Annotated in this window: 19 protein-coding genes; 3 read left to right on the forward strand and 16 right to left on the reverse strand. The window is 63.9% G+C overall.

Features of this window, described 5'->3' with window-relative positions:
• The 6 genes from J5M71_RS02430 to J5M71_RS02455 form a co-directional block, all read right to left on the reverse strand.
• Positions 1-882, reverse strand: coding sequence for a baseplate J/gp47 family protein (locus J5M71_RS02430; protein WP_207829414.1), 882 nt, complete (start codon positions 880-882; stop codon positions 1-3).
• On the reverse strand, positions 879-1205 hold the full coding sequence (locus J5M71_RS02435; RefSeq protein WP_207829416.1) for a GPW/gp25 family protein: 327 nt from the start codon (positions 1203-1205) through the stop codon (positions 879-881). Before J5M71_RS02435 ends, J5M71_RS02430 begins: the two co-directional genes overlap by 4 nt.
• Positions 1206-1277: 72 nt before the next feature.
• Positions 1278-1838, reverse strand: coding sequence for a phage baseplate assembly protein V (locus J5M71_RS02440; RefSeq protein ID WP_207829417.1), 561 nt, complete (start codon positions 1836-1838; stop codon positions 1278-1280).
• Positions 1835-2332, reverse strand: coding sequence for a hypothetical protein (locus J5M71_RS02445; RefSeq protein WP_207829418.1), 498 nt, complete (start codon positions 2330-2332; stop codon positions 1835-1837). Before J5M71_RS02445 ends, J5M71_RS02440 begins: the two co-directional genes overlap by 4 nt.
• A gap of 11 nt (positions 2333-2343) precedes the next feature.
• Positions 2344-2682, reverse strand: a complete 339-nt coding sequence (locus tag J5M71_RS02450) for a phage holin family protein (RefSeq protein WP_207829419.1) — start codon at positions 2680-2682, stop codon at positions 2344-2346.
• Positions 2683-3157: 475 nt separating this feature from the next.
• Positions 3158-3895: a S24 family peptidase gene (locus J5M71_RS02455; RefSeq protein ID WP_207829422.1), complete on the reverse strand. Its 738-nt coding sequence runs from the start codon at positions 3893-3895 to the stop codon at positions 3158-3160.
• Positions 3896-4044: 149 nt separating this feature from the next.
• Between J5M71_RS02455 and mutS the strand changes: the two genes are divergently transcribed.
• A complete protein-coding gene (gene mutS / locus J5M71_RS02460; protein WP_207829424.1) occupies positions 4045-6618 on the forward strand; it encodes a DNA mismatch repair protein MutS in 2574 nt (857 codons plus the stop codon).
• 140 nt (positions 6619-6758) lie between these two features.
• Positions 6759-7082: a ferredoxin FdxA gene (gene fdxA / locus J5M71_RS02465; RefSeq protein ID WP_004375459.1), complete on the forward strand. Its 324-nt coding sequence runs from the start codon at positions 6759-6761 to the stop codon at positions 7080-7082.
• Positions 7083-7700: 618 nt separating this feature from the next.
• On the opposite strand, the gene rpoS is transcribed toward fdxA, so the two are convergent.
• The 8 genes from rpoS to J5M71_RS02505 form a co-directional block, all read right to left on the reverse strand.
• Positions 7701-8708: an RNA polymerase sigma factor RpoS gene (gene rpoS, locus J5M71_RS02470; RefSeq protein ID WP_063911526.1), complete on the reverse strand. Its 1008-nt coding sequence runs from the start codon at positions 8706-8708 to the stop codon at positions 7701-7703.
• Between the two features lie 108 nt (positions 8709-8816).
• Positions 8817-9674, reverse strand: coding sequence for a peptidoglycan DD-metalloendopeptidase family protein (locus J5M71_RS02475; RefSeq protein WP_207829548.1), 858 nt, complete (start codon positions 9672-9674; stop codon positions 8817-8819).
• Between the two features lie 221 nt (positions 9675-9895).
• Complete coding sequence (locus J5M71_RS02480; RefSeq protein WP_015269209.1) at positions 9896-10534, reverse strand: protein-L-isoaspartate(D-aspartate) O-methyltransferase; 639 nt, start codon at positions 10532-10534, stop codon at positions 9896-9898.
• Positions 10535-10569: 35 nt separating this feature from the next.
• On the reverse strand, positions 10570-11319 hold the full coding sequence (surE, locus tag J5M71_RS02485; protein WP_025337991.1) for a 5'/3'-nucleotidase SurE: 750 nt from the start codon (positions 11317-11319) through the stop codon (positions 10570-10572).
• Positions 11307-12365: a tRNA pseudouridine(13) synthase TruD gene (gene truD / locus J5M71_RS02490; RefSeq protein WP_207829425.1), complete on the reverse strand. Its 1059-nt coding sequence runs from the start codon at positions 12363-12365 to the stop codon at positions 11307-11309. Before truD ends, surE begins: the two co-directional genes overlap by 13 nt.
• A complete protein-coding gene (ispF, locus tag J5M71_RS02495) occupies positions 12362-12835 on the reverse strand; it encodes a 2-C-methyl-D-erythritol 2,4-cyclodiphosphate synthase (RefSeq protein WP_159265991.1) in 474 nt (157 codons plus the stop codon). Before ispF ends, truD begins: the two co-directional genes overlap by 4 nt.
• 148 nt (positions 12836-12983) lie before the next feature.
• Positions 12984-13838, reverse strand: a complete 855-nt coding sequence (gene fghA / locus J5M71_RS02500; protein ID WP_191471930.1) for an S-formylglutathione hydrolase — start codon at positions 13836-13838, stop codon at positions 12984-12986.
• A gap of 8 nt (positions 13839-13846) precedes the next feature.
• Positions 13847-14959, reverse strand: a complete 1113-nt coding sequence (locus tag J5M71_RS02505) for an S-(hydroxymethyl)glutathione dehydrogenase/class III alcohol dehydrogenase (RefSeq protein ID WP_016712915.1) — start codon at positions 14957-14959, stop codon at positions 13847-13849.
• 107 nt (positions 14960-15066) lie between these two features.
• Here J5M71_RS02505 and J5M71_RS02510 point away from each other — a divergent pair, with 107 nt between their 5' ends.
• Complete coding sequence (locus J5M71_RS02510; protein ID WP_063911522.1) at positions 15067-15963, forward strand: LysR substrate-binding domain-containing protein; 897 nt, start codon at positions 15067-15069, stop codon at positions 15961-15963.
• Positions 15964-16095: 132 nt separating this feature from the next.
• Here the strand turns inward: J5M71_RS02510 and ispD are convergent, their stop codons facing one another.
• On the reverse strand, positions 16096-16803 hold the full coding sequence (gene ispD / locus J5M71_RS02515; RefSeq protein ID WP_207829428.1) for a 2-C-methyl-D-erythritol 4-phosphate cytidylyltransferase: 708 nt from the start codon (positions 16801-16803) through the stop codon (positions 16096-16098).
• Positions 16800-17081, reverse strand: coding sequence for a cell division protein FtsB (gene ftsB / locus J5M71_RS02520; protein WP_004375443.1), 282 nt, complete (start codon positions 17079-17081; stop codon positions 16800-16802). Before ftsB ends, ispD begins: the two co-directional genes overlap by 4 nt.
• Positions 17082-17141: the final 60 nt, after the last annotated feature.

Here is a 17141-nt window from a genome sequence, read left to right on the forward strand (position 1 = left end):
TCAGCTACCCCGCTTCAAGGTGAAGCCGCTGCACCAGGCCGCCTGCGCCTTGCTCGGGCGAATGTCGGCCCAGCCATTCAACTCGACCCGGCTGACTCCATCGATGTGCAGTTGCGCATCGATGCCAGAGCGCGCCACTTCCACGCCCAGACGCCTGCGCGGGTTGATCCAGGCCTGCAGGCGGCGCTGGCATTCGGCGAGAATCGCTTCGTACTCCGGGCCGTTGTCGGCCAGATACAGCACGGCATCGATGCGGTAGGGCAACACCTCGGCGCTGCGTACGGTGACCCGGTCGGCAACGGGGCGGATATCATCGTCATCCAGGTAGGTCGCCACCTGCGCCAGCAGTTCGGTACTGGCCTCGCCGTTGCCTTGCAGGCTCAGCACGGTGACATCCACCACGGCCGGCGACGGACTTTCGGCGGTGGCGTCAGCCACCTGTCCCGAAGCGTTGCGGGCATGCAGGATGTAACTGTTGCGCGGGCCGGCCGTGGTCAGGCCTTCATAAACCAGTTGCACCCGCTCGCGCAGGGCATCGTCCGATTCCAGCAACGCCTCGACTGGCGGGACGCTGGCCAGGTCTTCGGCCTCGATCACCAGGCGCTGCAGGCCGACATTGGCCGCCAGCTGGTCAAGGTCATTGCCCTGGGCGTAAGCCAGCAGCAGCGCCTTGGCGGCATCGTTGATGCGTGCCCGGTTGAGCAGTTTGCGGTAGGCGCCGACCTCGAGCAGCTTGGTCACCGGGTCGCTTTCCAGATTGGCGGTCCAGCCGTCGCCGAGGTAGCTGCGGAAGGTGTCCAGATCGGCCTGGTAGAGCGCTTCGTAGTCAAGGTCCTCCAATAGCTGTGGTGCTGGCAGTTTCGACAGGTCGACCTGGCTCATACGCTCACCTCCACCAGCGCGTCGTCGCCCAGGTAGCGGCCGATGAGCGCCAGGCTGACCTGGCCACCGATCACCGCGACTACCTTGACCCGCTGCAGCTGCAGGCGCGGCTCCCAGCGGCCCAGTGCGCGGGCCACCTCGGCCTGCACGGCGCTTTTCCAGCCCTCGTTGACCGGCAAATCGACGAAACGCCGCAGCTGGCTGCCGTACTCCGGTCGCATGCGCCGGCTGCCCAGCGGTGTAGTGAGGATGTCTTCGATGGACTGGCGCAGGTGATCGATGCCGGCCAAGGGCTGACCGGTGCGGCGGTCCATGCCGATCATGGTAAGCCTCCCTGTTCATGGGTATGCATGGCATTCTCCTGATATGAAAAAGCCCGCATGGGCGGGCTCGATTCAGTGTTTGTGGTTGGCCGTGTTGCCGGCGGTATCGATGATCCGCCCACCGCCGTTGATATCACCGCTGACCTGCAGCGGGCCATCGATCGTGACATTGCCGGAGAGGTTGATGGTTGCGGCCTGCAGGCTGATCGCACCGTCGCTGACCTGCACCGTGCCGGCGCCAACCTTGATGGTCGCGCTGCCAGCCGGCAGCTGGATATCATAGTGGCTGGCCTGCCAGTCGTAGCTGATTGAACCGCCATCGGCGAAGCGCCACACCTCGGTATGCCCACGGTTGTCCGCTGCGCCACCGGCATTGCCATACAGGCCAGGCAGGAAGGTGCCCTGAGCCGGCTCGCCGCTGGGGCTGAGCAACACACCCTGCTCACCCAGACTGGGCGCCCGCCAGTGCCTGGCCTGGCCGGCCGCCTGGGCGTGCCAGCGCAACCAGGCGCTGGTCCAGCCGCTACCGTCGGACACCCGGACCCTGGCCGCGGCAAGGTCCAGCGCAACCACCCGGCAGGGGATGACCATGCACGCCAGCATGCGGTCATGCATTGCTGTGACGTAGCTCATGCCAGGTCCTCCGGCGCAACATAGTGTGCTTCGTTACCCTGCCCGGTATCGGGTGCAAAACCCAGTACCAGGCTACCGGGCGGCTGATCCGGCCAGTTCCAGCGCGGCTCGCCAAGCAGCACCGGCTGGTCCCAGCGCACAGTCCAGGCGTTACCCTGGAACTGCGCCTGCAGGTTGCGGCTGGCTTCAACGAATTCCAGCGCCCAATGCTGCTGGCGTAGCAGGTCCATCAGTTGCGCGGCCAGCAGGCTGCCCTGGAGCCGCGCCTCTGGATTGGCACTGTCGGCGGTGATATCCGCCTCGAAGGTGGCAATCAACACCGAGCGGCCATCCCGCGGTGCCGCATCGGCCGTCATGCGGACGATGCCGTGGCGCAGCGAGGGCCGCTCTGGAACATTTCCTACGGCGGTATAGGTATCTACCGATGCCAGCTCCGGCATTGCCTCACGAATGGTTGCCGTCACTGCGCCATGCAAAATGGCCAGTTCGCTCATGCATATTCTCCTTATCGCTCGTCGGGCTGTGTGCTGTCGCGCAGGCCCAGGCGCCGGATCGCCCAGCGTTCATACAAGCGCATGGCAACATCGGCGCCGCCGACCGCCGTCAGGCAGCCGAAGGCACTGGCCGCCCAGATCGACAGGCCGCCGGCATACAGCAGCATCACTGTCGATACCCCGCAGACCATGCAGGCCCCGGAGCGCAGCGCCAGCCGTCGCAGCAGCGACCAACCGGTGGCACCGGCCTTGTCGGCCCGCCACATTTCGCCGCTCAAACCGCCCAGCAATGCCAGGACGATTACCAGCCAGAGCGGCATTTCGAGTAACGCCTGTTGCTCGTTCGTCACTGTCCTGTCTCCTGTGTAATGCCTGTTGGCAAGCGCCAACAGATCGGTGGTGGGTATGCTGTGTTGCAAAAGATCGGCATTCCAAAAAGCCCGGCTCGCCAGGCTCTTTAGTAATGCGTTGACGAACCGCCGGCCACGCCTGGTGACGCCGTGCGGTTCCGCTACAAATTGGTGACTCCGACCGCGGCTGCCTGCCCGCCGGATAACTGATCGTGGTGCTTTACGCTGCACACCCGGGCCAGTTGCCAACCCTCTGGACAGTTGAGGCCTGTCCATCGCTGCCTGTGTAACAACCGGTTTCCGTCCGGCTTGAGACACAGGCTATGCATTAGTGCATATGCAGTCAATGCATTTCTTCAAATTTCCATGCGTTATTTTTTGCTGTTATGCATGTAGGCCATGCACGGCCTGCCTTGTAGGGATTTTCTGCAGGCGAAAAAAAACCCGCCGTAGCGGGTTTCTTGGGTCGGGGGCATCAGCGCGCGTACATGCCCCACCAGAACACATGCCCGAGCAGGCTGATCTGCTCATCCTGCATCTGCTGGAAACTGTAGTCCTCGTCGGGATGCTCGTCGCGGTTGAAGCTGCGCAGGCGAATGCCGGTAGGCAGCCGATAGACCTGCTTCACGCGCAACTGACCATTATGGTTGATGGCGTAGAGGTCGCCATCGATGATGTCGCCGATCGCACACTTGCCGGTGTTCACCCCCACCGTCGCGCCATCCCGCAGCACCGGCAGCATGCTGTTGCCACGCACGGTCACGCACTTGGCCTGGTCGAACTGCACGCCGTTGTGGCGCAGGCTGCGCTTGCCGAAGCGCAGGCGCGCACGCTCGCTCTCTTCGATGACGAATCTTCCTGATCCCGCTGCCAATTCAACCTCGCGAAGGAAAGGTACCGACACCTCGTCATCCTCGACGGGGGTTTCATCGTCCCACAGGCTTATGTCGCTGAGGTCGGCATGACCATGGGCCGGCAGCGCGGCTTCGCGAGACTCGCCAAGCTCGGCGCGGCCACGCAATTGTTCGGTGCTCACGCCGAAGTACTCGGCGATCTTCGACACGTGCTTGTCGGACGGGTCGACGATCTTGCCGCCGAGAATCCGCGACAAGGTGGATTGAGGAACACCCGTGCGTCGATACAGCTCCGTCGGGGACAGGCCGTGGCGATCGAGCAGTGCTCTGAGGACAGTGGCTACGTTGCGTTTTTGCATAGCATGCATAATGCAGGCACAAGGCATGAAATGCAATGCACACCGCACCGTGATGATGCATGCAGCGCCGCGCCTGCATCAGCTCGAAAAAGCCTGTACCATTGCCGGTTTCACAAACGCCAACCAGATCACCCGCTGTAAGGCCCTGAATGTCTGATCTTTCCGCACACACCCCGATGATGCAGCAGTACTGGAAGCTGAAAAGCCAGCACCCGGACCAGCTGATGTTCTACCGCATGGGCGACTTCTACGAAATCTTCTACGAAGATGCGAAAAAAGCCGCAAAACTGCTGGACATCACCCTGACCGCGCGCGGCCAGTCGGCCGGCCAGTCCATCCCCATGTGCGGGATTCCGTTCCATTCGCTGGAAGGCTACCTGGCCAAGCTGGTCAAGCTCGGCGAATCGGTGGTGATCTGCGAGCAGATCGGCGACCCCGCCACCAGCAAGGGCCCGGTGGAGCGCCAGGTGGTGCGCATCATCACCCCCGGCACGGTCAGCGACGAGGCCCTGCTCGACGAGCGTCGCGACAACCTGATTGCCGCGCTGCTCGGTGACGAGCGCCTGTTCGGCCTGGCCGTGCTGGACATCACCAGCGGCAACTTCAGCGTGCAGGAGATCAAGGGCTGGGAAAACCTGCTGGCCGAGCTCGAGCGCCTGAACCCGGTCGAGCTGCTGATCCCCGACGACTGGCCGCGCGACCTGCCTGCCGAGAAACGTCCCGGGGCCCGTCGCCGTGCGCCATGGGACTTCGACCGCGACTCGGCGCGCAAGGCCCTGTGCCAACAGTTCGCGACCAAGGACCTCAAAGGCTTTGGCTGCGACAAGCTGACCCTGGCCATCGGTGCAGCCGGCTGCCTGCTGATCTACGCCAAGGAAACCCAGCGCACTGCCCTGCCGCACCTGCGCAGCCTGCGCCACGAACGCCTGGACGACACGGTCATCCTCGACGGCGCCAGCCGCCGCAACCTGGAGCTGGACATCAACCTGGCCGGCGGCCGTGACAACACCCTGCAGTCGGTGATCGACCGCTGCCAGACCGCCATGGCCAGCCGTTTGCTGAGCCGTTGGCTGAACCGCCCGTTGCGCGACCTCAAGGTGCTGCAGGCACGTCAGGACTCGATCCGCTGCCTGCTCGACGGCTACCGCTTCGAGAAGCTGCAGCCGCAGCTCAAGGAAATTGGCGATATCGAGCGGATTCTCGCCCGAATCGGCCTGCGCAACGCCCGCCCACGCGACCTGGCACGCCTGCGCGATGCCCTGGGCGCGCTGCCCGAGCTGCAGAACGCCATGGCCGAGCTGGAGGCGCCGCACCTGGCGCGCCTGGCTGCCATTACCGGCACCTACCCCGAACTGGCCAGCCTGCTGGAGCGGGCGATCATCGACAACCCGCCGGCGGTGATCCGCGATGGCGGCGTGCTCAAGGCCGGCTATGACAACGAACTGGACGAGTTGCTGGCGATCAGCGAGAACGCCGGCCAGTTCCTGATCGACCTGGAAGCCCGGGAAAAGGCCCGCACCGGCCTGGCCAACCTCAAGGTCGGCTACAACCGCGTGCATGGCTACTTCATCGAGCTGCCGACCAAGCAGGCCGAGCAGGCCCCGGGCGACTACATCCGCCGCCAGACCCTCAAGGGCGCCGAACGTTTCATCACCCCGGAGCTGAAGGCGTTCGAGGACAAGGCGCTGTCGGCCAAGAGCCGCGCCCTGGCCCGCGAGAAGATGCTCTACGACGCCCTGCTGGAAACCCTGATCAGCCACCTGGCACCGCTGCAGGACAGCGCCGCCGCCCTGGCCGAACTGGACGTGCTCAGCAACCTGGCCGAACGTGCGCTGAACCTCGACCTGAACTGCCCGCGCTTCGTCGACGAGCCATGCCTGCGCATCGAGCAGGGCCGCCACCCGGTGGTGGAACAGGTACTGACCACGCCATTCGTGGCCAACGACCTGAGCCTGGACAACAGCACGCGCATGCTGATCATCACCGGCCCGAACATGGGCGGTAAGTCCACCTACATGCGCCAGACCGCCCTGATCGTGCTGCTGGCGCACATCGGCAGCTTCGTGCCGGCAGCCAGCTGCGAGCTGTCACTGGTCGACCGCATCTTCACCCGCATCGGCTCCAGCGACGACCTGGCCGGCGGCCGCTCGACCTTCATGGTCGAGATGAGCGAAACTGCCAACATCCTGCACAACGCCACAGACCGCAGCCTGGTACTGATGGACGAAGTGGGCCGCGGCACCAGCACCTTCGACGGCCTGTCGCTGGCCTGGGCCGCCGCCGAGCGCCTGGCCCAACTGCGTGCCTACACGCTGTTCGCCACGCACTACTTCGAGCTCACCGTGCTGCCGGAAAGCGAGCCACTGGTGGCCAATGTGCACCTGAACGCCACCGAGCACAACGAACGCATCGTGTTCCTGCACCACGTGCTGCCTGGCCCTGCCAGCCAGAGCTACGGCCTGGCCGTGGCGCAGCTGGCCGGCGTGCCAACGGCCGTCATCCAGCGTGCCCGCGAACACCTGGGGCGGCTGGAAACCACCAGCCTGCCGCATGAACAACCCCCGGCCCAAAAGGCCAAGGACGTGCCACAGGTCCCGCACCAGAGCGACCTGTTCGCCAGCCTGCCACACCCGGCCATCGAGAAGCTGGGCAAGCTGCAGCTGGACGACATGACCCCGCGTCAAGCTATCGAAATGCTATATCAACTAAAGAACCTGTTATAACGGCGCCCACTACAAGCTGGTAGAATCCGCCGCGGTTTGCTGGTGCTGCAGGCTATTAGCCTGGCCTGCAGCCACATACCCGTAAACCGCGCGGCCCTGAGAGGAAGGGCCGCCGCCGTCGCCTGAGGAGAGAATTAGAAATGACCTTCGTCGTCACCGACAACTGCATCAAATGCAAATACACCGACTGCGTGGAAGTCTGTCCGGTGGACTGCTTCTACGAAGGCCCGAACTTCCTGGTCATCCACCCGGACGAGTGCATCGACTGCGCCCTGTGCGAGCCGGAGTGCCCAGCGCAAGCCATCTTCTCGGAAGACGAAGTGCCTGCGGGCATGGAGAACTTCATCGAGCTGAACGCCGAACTGGCGGAAATCTGGCCGAACATCACCGAGCGTAAGGACGCCCTGCCGGACGCTGAAGAGTGGGATGGCAAGACTGGCAAGATTGCAGACCTGGAGCGCTGATAGCGTCCGGACACGAAAAAGGCCCCTCGGGGCCTTTTTTGTTTTTCGGCGGACAAAAAAAGGGGCGGTTTGACCCGCCCACATTTTTTCCGTAGTCCCTGCTTGTCCCAAACATCATCCTGATGAAATCGCCTCTTGCGATGTCCTTGGCCTTCCTCCTGAAAGCCTGTGCATGTCCCTGTGCACAGTTCGAATACTAGCGACTTGAGCAGGGCCGGCAACCGCGAAACCTCACAGGGTGTTGCAGGTGACACATTTCCTCACAGCTGAATAAGCCAGGTTTTTCAATGTGTTGGGAAAACGCAGGCTCTGGATACGACAATGATTTACTGAAGCGTACATAGAAGGCTTACAAAACAAGTAAGCAAAGGCTTACACGCGATGTTACTGGGGTAGCGCAGTACATAATGTCTTGGGGCTGCTTTGCAGCCCTTTCGCGACACAAGGCCGCACCCACAGGATAGTGGTGCATTCAAAGGCGATGAAGTACCTGTGGGAGCGGCCTTGTGTCGCGAAAGGGGCGCAAAGCGCCCCCGGCAATTTTGAATGGGGCACCTCTGATCGCCACATACAAAAACGCCCCGAAATCATCGGGGCGCTTTGTGTTGCAGGCTTGCGCTACTGGAACAACGACTCACTGGAAAGGCCGTTCTTTTCGAGGATCTCGCGCAAACGCTTGAGCCCCTCGACCTGGATCTGCCGCACCCGCTCACGGGTCAGGCCGATCTCCAGGCCAACATCTTCCAGGGTGCTGCTTTCATGCCCGCGCAGGCCAAAGCGACGCACCACCACTTCACGCTGCTTGTCGGTCAACTCTCCCAGCCACTGGTCGATGCTCTGCGACAGGTCGTCATCCTGCAGCAGTTCGCACGGGTCGCTCGGACGGTCGTCGGTCAAGGTATCGAGCAGGGTCTTGTCCGAGTCCGGGCCGAGCGATACATCCACCGAAGACACCCGCTCGTTCAGGCCCAGCATGCGCTTGACCTCGGCGACCGGCTTTTCCAGCAGGGTGGCGATTTCTTCTGGCGAGGGTTCGTGGTCCAGCTTCTGGGTCAGCTCGCGCGCCGCACGCAAGTAGACGTTCAGTTCCTTGACCACGTGGATCGGCAGGCGGATGGTGCGGGTCTGGTTCATGATCGCCCGCTCAATGGTCTGGCGAATCCACCAGGTCGCATAGGTCGAGAAACGGAAACCACGCTCCGGGTCGAACTTCTCGACCGCACGGATCAGCCCCAGGTTACCCTCCTCGATCAGGTCGAGCAGCGACAGGCCGCGATTCACGTAACGACGGGCAATTTTTACAACCAGGCGCAGGTTGCTTTCGATCATGCGCTTGCGGCCGGCAGGGTCGCCCTTTTGCGACAAGCGCGCAAAGTGCACTTCCTCTTCCGGCGAAAGCAGAGGCGAGAATCCGATCTCGTTGAGATACAGCTGGGTGGCATCGAGCGCCCGGCTGTAATCGATGTACTTGTGTTGCTTGAGCGAAGAGCCCGACTTGGCCCTCGTCCGAACCGAAGATACAGCAGGTTCGTCTGACACCACATCCGTTTCCAAAACGATGCCCGTCTCCATCAGGAGGACGTCATCGTCGATGTCAAACTCCGGCACTTCTTTACTGAGAGCCATTGTTATAGTCCTTTGCTGAGTTCGAACTCAGACTCGAGCGGCACCTATCTCCTTGGCAGCGCTGGAGCCTGTCCCCTCTACATCACAGGAACAGGCCGGGCACAACGGTCAACGACGTGGCAGGAACTGGAGCGGATCGACGGGTTTACCCTGGCGGCGAATCTCGAAATGCAGCTTCACCCGATCAGTGCCCGTGGACCCCATTTCAGCAATCGACTGCCCTGCCTTGACCTGCTGCCCCTCCCGAACCAACAGCCTGCGGTTATGGCCGTAGGCACTGACGTAGGTATCGCTGTGCTTGATGATGATCAGTTCGCCGTAGCCCCTCAAGCCACTCCCGGCGTAAACCACTGCACCATCAGACGCAGCAAAAACAGGCTGTCCCAAATCACCGGCGATATCAATGCCTTTATTCAAACTACCGTTTGAAGCGAATTTTCCAATCAGCACGCCGTTGGCAGGCCAGGTCCAGCCGCCTACCGCGCGCTCCGCAGCAGGCACGGTAGCGACCACCGGGGCGCTGCTGGAGGCTACCGGCGTGGCCGGTTTGCTGGTGTTGGCAGGGGCTGTGGCGGTGCTTCCCACAGGCCGCCGGATGACCGTGGTCTTGCTCGACGACGACGGGCTGGACACCACCATGGTGCTGCCGGTAGAGCCGCTGCTGAAACGAATCGCTTGCCCCGGGCGAATGGTGTAAGGCGCCGCGATGCCGTTGCGCGCGGCCAGCTCCTTGTAGTCCCAACCATAACGGAAGGCGATGGAGAACAGCGTATCGCCAGGTTTGACGATGTACTGCCCGGTGGTTACCGCCGGGCGCTTGGGCACGGTGTTACTGCGGTCGACCACCCGCGCGCTGTTGCTGCTGGTGCTCGAGCAACCTACCAGTAGCGTGCCCATGGCCAGTGCAATCACCAGAAGCGTGAAACCCGACCCGTCCTTGCGCTGCCGAATGACTGTGTGACCCACCCGCGCTCCCCTCATGGTGCCGAAAAACGATATGAAGACAAGAAATGCAATATTGTTGCAATTATAACCAAGCCCGCCCGCATTGGCAGGGTTGGTGAAGGACTGCTGCAAAGCCTTGGTGCAAGCTGTGCGCTAGCGCTTCACCCCGCCAGATAGACAGGGCGCTGCTGCAAGAATTCGGTGCTGGCGCAAAAATATCGCGTAGCTCGAACCCGCAGTGTTCAGGCCAGCGGACCGTTGAGCAGCGGTACGAAGCGCACGGCCCCCAGCACGCGACGGGAGAATCCATGCTCCTCGCGCACGATCAGCATCAGTTGCTGGGTTTCGCCGGCTGGCCCCACCGGGATCACCATACGGCCACCGGGTGCCAGCTGGTCGAGCAGTGCCTGCGGCACTTCCGGCGCCACGGCGGTGACGATGATGCCGTTGTACGGCGCCAGCGCCGGCCAGCCCTCGCACCCGTCGCCCCAGCGGAACACCACGTTGCGCAGGTTCAGCTCCACCAGGCGCTCCTTGGCCCGGTCCTGCAGCACCTTGATGCGCTCCACCGAGAACACCCGCTCGACCAGCTGGGCCAGGATCGCCGTCTGGTAGCCCGAGCCGGTGCCGATCTCCAGCACCTTGTCCAGCGGCCCGGCCTCGAGCAGCAGCTCGCTCATGTGGGCAACCATGAACGGTTGCGAGATGGTCTGGTTGTGGCCGATCGGCAGCGCAGTGTCTTCGTAGGCGCGATGCGCCAGTGCCTCGTCGACGAACAGGTGGCGCGGGGTACGACGGATCACGTCGAGCACCTTGGTGTTCGAAACGCCCTCTTCGCACAAACGCTGGATCAGCCTCTCCCGGGTACGCTGGGAGGTCATGCCGATGCCACGCCGCAGCATATCGTCCTCGCGCATCAGAGCAGGCCCTCCAGCCAACCGTCGAGCTGCTCGAAGGCATCACTGAAGGTGCGGTCGAGCTGCAGCGGAGTAATCGATACGTAGCCTTGCATCACCGCGTGGAAGTCGGTGCCCGGGCCGCCGTCCTCGGCATCCCCGGCCACGGCGATCCAGTAGCCTTCCTTGCCGCGCGGGTTGACCACCTTGGTCGGCGCCGCCGCCCGCGCCCGGTGACCGAGGCGGGTGAGCTGGATGCCACGAATGTGCTCCAGCGGCAGGTTGGGGATGTTGACGTTGAGTACGGTGCGTGGTGGCAAGGCCAGGCGCGACTGCGCCTCGACCAGGCGGCGAGCGATATGGGCCGCAGTCGGCAGGTTGTCCGGCTGGCGCGACAACAGCGAAAACGCCAGTGAGGTACCGCCGAGGAAACGGCCTTCCAACGCGGCCGCGACCGTACCCGAATAGAGCACGTCGTCGCCCAGGTTGGCACCGAGGTTGATCCCCGACACGACCATGTCCGGCGCCTGCGGCAACAGCCCGTTGAGCCCCAGGTGCACGCAGTCGGTCGGCGTGCCGTTGAGGCTGATGAAGCCGTTGGCCAAGGTCTGCGGGTGCAGTGGCCGGTCCAGCGTCAGCGAACTGCTGGCGCCGCTCTTGTCTTGATCCGGGGCAATCACCACGCACTCGGCGTAATCCGCCAGTGCAGCGTGCAGCGCGGCGATGCCGGGTGCGGTAACACCGTCGTCGTTCGAAATCAGAATACGCATGAGCTGTCCGTCTGCCCTGCCGACACCAGATCCACGACTTCGCGCACCACCACGGTGGCGAAGCATCCGGCCGGAAGGACGAATTCCAGTTGCAGGATATCAGGCTCGGGATAATGCCACGTAAGGCCGCCAATAGGGAGCCGCAGAATGCGTCGTTCGTGATCCATGCCCGCCTGGGTCAACCACTGGCAAAGTGCCGGCTGACGCGCGCCGACGGCGTTTTCCAACTGTGCAGTGACACCAGCGGCCGGCGAATCGCCCGCGCCCCACATCGGGCCGGTCGGGTGCAGGTCGAGAATCGCCAGGCGCGGGTCGGCACATTCCGCCTCACCCGCCGGGAAGAAGCTGCGGCTGTCGGTGAACGCCAGCAGGTCGCCCACCTGGGCCCGCGCCCAGCTGCCATCGGCGACACGGGCCGCCAACAGCTGGTTGAACAGGTAGCTGCGCCCGGCCGACAGCAGCCGCGAGCGCACGTTGCGCTGCTCGGGCAGGGCCTTGCGTGCAGCCCAGTCGAGGGCGTCGTGAACGTTGCCACCACCGTGGCCGAAGCGCTGGGTGCCGAAATAGTTGGGCACGCCGTGCTGTTTGAGCTGTTCCAGGCGCGCATCCACCGCCTGGTGATCGGCAGCCAGGGCAGTCAGGCGCAGCGTGAAGCCGTTGGCCGAATGCGCGCCGCGCTGCAGCTTGCGCTGGTGGCGCACCTGCTTGAGCACGCGCAGGCTGGCATCCTCGGCACGCGACAGGTCCGGGTCGGCCTTGCCCGGCAGGTGCAGGCTGAACCACTGGCGGGTCAGGGCCTGGCGGTCCTTGAGGCCGGCGTAGCTGATCGTGCGCACCGGCACGCCAGCGGCACGGGCCAGGCGGCGGGCGGCCTCCTCGGTGTTCAGGTCTCGCTTTTCGACCCACAGCCACAGGTGCTCGCCCTGGCCCGACAGCGGGATGTCCAGCACTTCGTCGACCTGGAAATCTTCAGCCACCGCCTTGAGGACGGCGGTACCCAGTGGTTCGCCCGATGCGCGCGGGCCCAGCAGTTCCAGTTCGGTCATGCGGGTAGCAGCAGGGCTACCGAATGCACGGCGATGCCCTCCTCGCGGCCGGTGAAGCCCAGCTTCTCGGTGGTGGTAGCCTTGACGTTGACCTGGTCGAGTTCGACCTGCAGGTCTTCGGCGATCAGCTGGCGCATGGTTTCGATGTGCGGGGCCATCTTCGGCGCCTGGGCAACGATGGTGGCGTCGACGTTGCCGACCTTCCAGCCCTTGGCCTGGACGATGCCGACCACATGGCGCAGCAGCACGCGGCTGTCGGCACCTTTGAACTGCGGGTCGGTGTCGGGGAAGTGCTTGCCGATATCGCCCAGCGCTGCCGCGCCAAGCAAGGCATCGCTCAGGGCGTGCAGCAGTACGTCGCCGTCGGAGTGGGCCAGGAGGCCGTACTTGTGGGGGATACGCACCCCGCCCAGGGTAATGAAATCACCGTCGCAGAAACGGTGCACATCGTAGCCGTGGCCAATACGCATAGAAAAACGCCCTGAATGAGTCAGGGCGTGATTCTACCTGCTTTTGAGGCATTGGGGCTGGGGTGATTGGCACCGCATTGTCTGCGCCTGTGGGATCGAGCGCCGCGCGGGCGGCGCTCGATCTTGCAGGCATCCAAGATGCTACGCCTTACACCCGCCCCAAAGCCACCGCATGATGACGCAGATGCTCCTCGATGAAGCTGGCAATGAAGTAGTAGCTGTGGTCATAGCCAGGCTGCAAGCGCAAGATCAGTTCATGCCCCCCTTTGCGTGCCGCCTGCTCCAGGGCTTCAGGCTTGAGTTGCTTCTCGAGGAAGTCGTCGCGGTCGCCCTGGTCCACCAGCAATGGCGGGCACTCGCCGGCCGGAGTTTCGGCCAGCAGCACGCTGGCATCCCACTCGCGCCAGCGCGCACGGTCTTCACCCAGGTAGCGGCTGAAGGCTTTCTCGCCCCACGGGCAATCCATGGGGTTGCTGATCGGCGAGAACGCCGACACCGAGCGGTAGCGCCCCGGGTTGCGCAAGGCGCACACCAGCGCGCCATGCCCACCCATGGAGTGGCCACTGATGCTGCGCTCGCCCGAGGCGGGGAAGTGTGCCTCGATCAACGCAGGCAACTCCTCCACCACATAGTCGTGCATGCGGTAGTGCTGGGCCCAGGGCTGCTGAGTGGCATTCAGGTAGAAGCCGGCACCCAGGCCGAAGTCCCAGGCGCCGTCCGGGTCGCCCGGCACCTGCTCGCCACGCGGGCTGGTGTCGGGGGCGACGATGATCAGCCCAAGCTCAGCGGCCAGGCGCTGGGCGCCGGCCTTCTGCATGAAGTTCTCGTCGGTACAGGTGAGGCCGCTGAGCCAGTACAGCACTGGCAGCTTCTCGCCCTGTTCGGCCTGCGGCGGCAGGTAGACGGCGAACACCATGTCGCAGCCCAGCACCTTGGAGTGATGCCGGTAACGCTTGTGCCAGCCGCCGAAGCTCTTCTGGCAGGAGATGTTATCCAGGCTCATGGCAAACCTCAGAAGTGGATCACGCTGCGGATGCTCTTGCCTTCATGCATCAGGTCGAAGGCCTTGTTGATGTCTTCCAGGCCCATGGTGTGGGTGATGAAGGTATCCAGCGGGATCTCGCCCTTCTCGGACATTTCCACGTAGCTTGGCAGCTCGCTGCGGCCACGCACGCCGCCGAACGCAGAACCACGCCATACACGGCCGGTGACCAGCTGGAACGGACGGGTGGCGATTTCCTGACCGGCACCGGCCACACCGATGATCACCGACTCGCCCCAGCCCTTGTGGCAGCATTCCAGCGCAGCACGCATCAGCTGCACGTTGCCGATGCACTCGAAGGAGAAGTCCACGCCGCCGTCGGTGAGGTCGACGATCACTTCCTGGATCGGGCGGTCGTAGTCTTTCGGGTTGATGCAGTCGGTGGCACCCAGCTGGCGGGCGATTTCGAACTTGGCCGGGTTGATGTCGATGGCGATGATGCGCGAGGCCTTGGCCTTGACCGCACCGATCACCGCCGACAGGCCGATGCCGCCCAGGCCGAAGATGGCCACGGTGTCACCCGGCTTGACCTTGGCGGTGTTGAGCACCGCGCCGATACCGGTGGTGACGCCACAGCCCAGCAGGCAGACCTTTTCCAGTGGCGCTTCTTTCTGGATCTTGGCCACGGAGATTTCCGGCAGCACGGTGTACTCGGAGAAGGTCGAGGTACCCATGTAGTGGAACAGCTGCTGGCCCTTGTAGGAGAAGCGCGTGGTGCCGTCCGGCATCAGGCCCTTGCCCTGGGTGGCGCGGATGGCCTGGCACAGGTTGGTCTTGCCCGAGAGGCAGAACTTGCACTTGCCGCATTCCGGGGTGTACAGCGGGATGACGTGGTCACCGACGGCGACCGAGGTGACGCCCTCGCCTACTGCCTCGACGATCGCACCACCTTCGTGGCCGAGGATCGACGGGAAGATACCCTCCGGGTCGGCGCCGGACAGGGTGTAGGCGTCGGTGTGGCAGACACCGCTGGCGACCACGCGCAGCAGCACTTCACCGGCCTTGGGCATGGCCACGTCGACTTCGACGATTTCCAGGGGTTTCTTGGCCTCGAAGGCTACGGCAGCACGGGACTTGATCATCAAAGGTCTCCAGACAGAGGGTCGATTCAGTCTGGCAGTGTAATTCACCGCCATTTGATGAATAATCCGGGCAAAGACAAAACATTATTGCCATGCAGGGATAATCAATGAGCAGCCGCTGGGAAGGCATCGACGAATTCGTCGCCGTGGCCGAGTCGGGCCAGTTCACCGCGGCCGCCGAGCGCCTGGGGGTTTCCTCGTCGCACATCAGCCGGCAGATCGCCCGGCTGGAAGAACGGCTGCAGACGCGCCTGCTGTACCGCAGTACCCGGCGGGTGACCCTGAGCGAGGCCGGGCAGACATTCCTGCAACACTGCCAGCGTCTGCAGGATGGCCGCGAGGAAGCCCTGCGCGCCATGGGCGACCTGGCCAGCGAACCCAAGGGGTTGCTGCGCATGACCTGCGCGGTGGCCTATGGCGAGCGCTTCATCGTGCCGCTAGTGACGCGGTTCATGGCGCTGTACCCGCAGTTGCGGGTGGATGTGGAACTGAGCAACCACACCCTCGACCTGGTGCATGAAGGCATGGACCTGGCCATCCGCCTGGGCCGGCTGGCCGACTCGCGACTGGTAGCAACCCGCCTGGCGCCTCGGCGCATGTACCTGTGCGCCTCACCGGCCTACCTGGAACGATATGGTCGGCCACACAGCCTGTCGGAACTGGCGCGGCACAATTGCCTGGTGGGCAGTTCGGACTTGTGGGCGCTACTGCAGGACGGCCGTGAGATCAGCCAGCGCGTGCAGGGCAACTGGCGCTGCAACAGCGGGCAGGCGGTGCTGGATGCGGCGCTGCAGGGGATGGGGCTGTGCCAGTTGCCGGATTATTACGTGCTGGAGCACCTGAACAGTGGCGCGCTGGTGTCGTTGCTGGAGGCGCACCAACCGCCGAACACGGCGGTGTGGGCGCTGTATCCGCAGCAGCGGCACCTGTCGCCGAAGGTGCGGCGGTTGGTGGATTACCTGAAGGAAGGATTGGCGGGGTTGCCGGAGTATCGGCAAGGCTGAAGCGGCATGTTGGCTGGGCCGGCCTCTTCGCGGGTAAACCCGCTCCCACAGGTATCGCACATCCCTTCAGGTTTGCGCTGTACCTGTGGGAGCGGGTTTACCCGCGAAGAGGCCGGCACAGGAGCAAGAAATTCAGCGGCGCCCTGCCCAACGCTGGCGCAACCACTCCAGGTCTTCCGGCCGGGTCACCTTGATGTTGTCGCTGCGCCCTTCGACCAGCCGCGGCGCCTGGCCGGACCACTCGATGGCAGAGGACTCGTCGGTCACCAGCACATCCGACACCAGGCATTCGGCCAGCGCCCGATGCAAAGCCCCCAGGCGGAACATCTGCGGCGTATAGGCCTGCCAGATGGTGCTGCGGTCTACGGTAGCGCCCACCCGGCCATCGGCATTGGCCCGCTTGAGAGTATCGCGCGCCGGCACCGCCAGCAGGCCACCCACCGGGTCGTCCGCCAGCGCCGACAACAGCTTGTCCAGATCACTGCGCGCCAGGTTCGGTCGCGCGGCGTCGTGCACCAGCACCCAGTCGCTGTCCGCTGCCCCTTGGGCATGCAGCATCAGCAAGGCATTGAGCACCGAATCGGCACGCTCGCGGCCACCCGCTGCGCGCTGGATGCGCGGGTCGCTGGCGCAGCGCAGGCCAGGCCAGTACGGGTCGTCTTCGGCAATGCTGACCACCACGCCCTTGAGCATCGGGTGGCCAAGAAAACAGTCGAGGCTGTGCTCGAGAATAGTCTGCCCGGCCAGCTCCAGGTACTGCTTGGGGCGGTCGGCAGCCATGCGGGCACCTACGCCCGCAGCAGGAATCACGGCCCAGAAGGCCGGTAACGTTTCGATCATTTTTGTGGCAACTGGAAGAGGGTTTCGCCCTCCTTGACCATTCCCAATTCGTGGCGAGCCCGTTCTTCAACGGTCTCCATGCCTTTTTTCAGCTCCAGCACTTCGGCATCGAGCACGCGGTTGCGCTCGAGCAAGCGCTCGTTTTCGGCATGCTGCTCGGCAATCTGCTGCTTCAGCTCGGTCACTTGCGCCAGGCTGCCGTTACCCACCCACAGGCGGTATTGCAGGCCACCCAGCAGCAGGAGCAGGACGAGGAACAACCAATAGGGACTGCGCATCACGTTATCCAGGTTAAAAAGGCTGCCGGGTACTTTTTACTTCGGGGCCTTGAATAGCAC

Origin of the sequence: Pseudomonas sp. 43(2021) (assembly GCF_017490805.1) — a bacterium.
GTDB lineage: Bacteria > Pseudomonadota > Gammaproteobacteria > Pseudomonadales > Pseudomonadaceae > Aquipseudomonas.

What these genes read in the sequence shown, in the direction of transcription:
- J5M71_RS02435 (WP_207829416.1), bottom strand. Translation starts at nt 1,205, where the DNA reads ATGATCGGCATGGACCGCCGCACCGGTCAGCCCTTGGCCGGCATCGAT.
- fdxA (WP_004375459.1), top strand. Translation starts at nt 6,759, where the DNA reads ATGACCTTCGTCGTCACCGACAACTGCATCAAATGCAAATACACCGAC.
- surE (WP_025337991.1), bottom strand. Translation starts at nt 11,319, where the DNA reads ATGCGTATTCTGATTTCGAACGACGACGGTGTTACCGCACCCGGCATC.
- J5M71_RS02445 (WP_207829418.1), bottom strand. Translation starts at nt 2,332, where the DNA reads ATGAGCGAACTGGCCATTTTGCATGGCGCAGTGACGGCAACCATTCGT.
- ispD (WP_207829428.1), bottom strand. Translation starts at nt 16,803, where the DNA reads ATGATCGAAACGTTACCGGCCTTCTGGGCCGTGATTCCTGCTGCGGGC.
- fghA (WP_191471930.1), bottom strand. Translation starts at nt 13,838, where the DNA reads ATGAGCCTGGATAACATCTCCTGCCAGAAGAGCTTCGGCGGCTGGCAC.
- rpoS (WP_063911526.1), bottom strand. Translation starts at nt 8,708, where the DNA reads ATGGCTCTCAGTAAAGAAGTGCCGGAGTTTGACATCGACGATGACGTC.
- ftsB (WP_004375443.1), bottom strand. Translation starts at nt 17,081, where the DNA reads ATGCGCAGTCCCTATTGGTTGTTCCTCGTCCTGCTCCTGCTGCTGGGT.
- J5M71_RS02455 (WP_207829422.1), bottom strand. Translation starts at nt 3,895, where the DNA reads ATGCAAAAACGCAACGTAGCCACTGTCCTCAGAGCACTGCTCGATCGC.
- J5M71_RS02480 (WP_015269209.1), bottom strand. Translation starts at nt 10,534, where the DNA reads ATGACCTCCCAGCGTACCCGGGAGAGGCTGATCCAGCGTTTGTGCGAA.
- J5M71_RS02510 (WP_063911522.1), top strand. Translation starts at nt 15,067, where the DNA reads ATGAGCAGCCGCTGGGAAGGCATCGACGAATTCGTCGCCGTGGCCGAG.
- ispF (WP_159265991.1), bottom strand. Translation starts at nt 12,835, where the DNA reads ATGCGTATTGGCCACGGCTACGATGTGCACCGTTTCTGCGACGGTGAT.
- J5M71_RS02430 (WP_207829414.1), bottom strand. Translation starts at nt 882, where the DNA reads ATGAGCCAGGTCGACCTGTCGAAACTGCCAGCACCACAGCTATTGGAG.
- truD (WP_207829425.1), bottom strand. Translation starts at nt 12,365, where the DNA reads ATGACCGAACTGGAACTGCTGGGCCCGCGCGCATCGGGCGAACCACTG.
- J5M71_RS02505 (WP_016712915.1), bottom strand. Translation starts at nt 14,959, where the DNA reads ATGATCAAGTCCCGTGCTGCCGTAGCCTTCGAGGCCAAGAAACCCCTG.
- mutS (WP_207829424.1), top strand. Translation starts at nt 4,045, where the DNA reads ATGTCTGATCTTTCCGCACACACCCCGATGATGCAGCAGTACTGGAAG.
- J5M71_RS02440 (WP_207829417.1), bottom strand. Translation starts at nt 1,838, where the DNA reads ATGAGCTACGTCACAGCAATGCATGACCGCATGCTGGCGTGCATGGTC.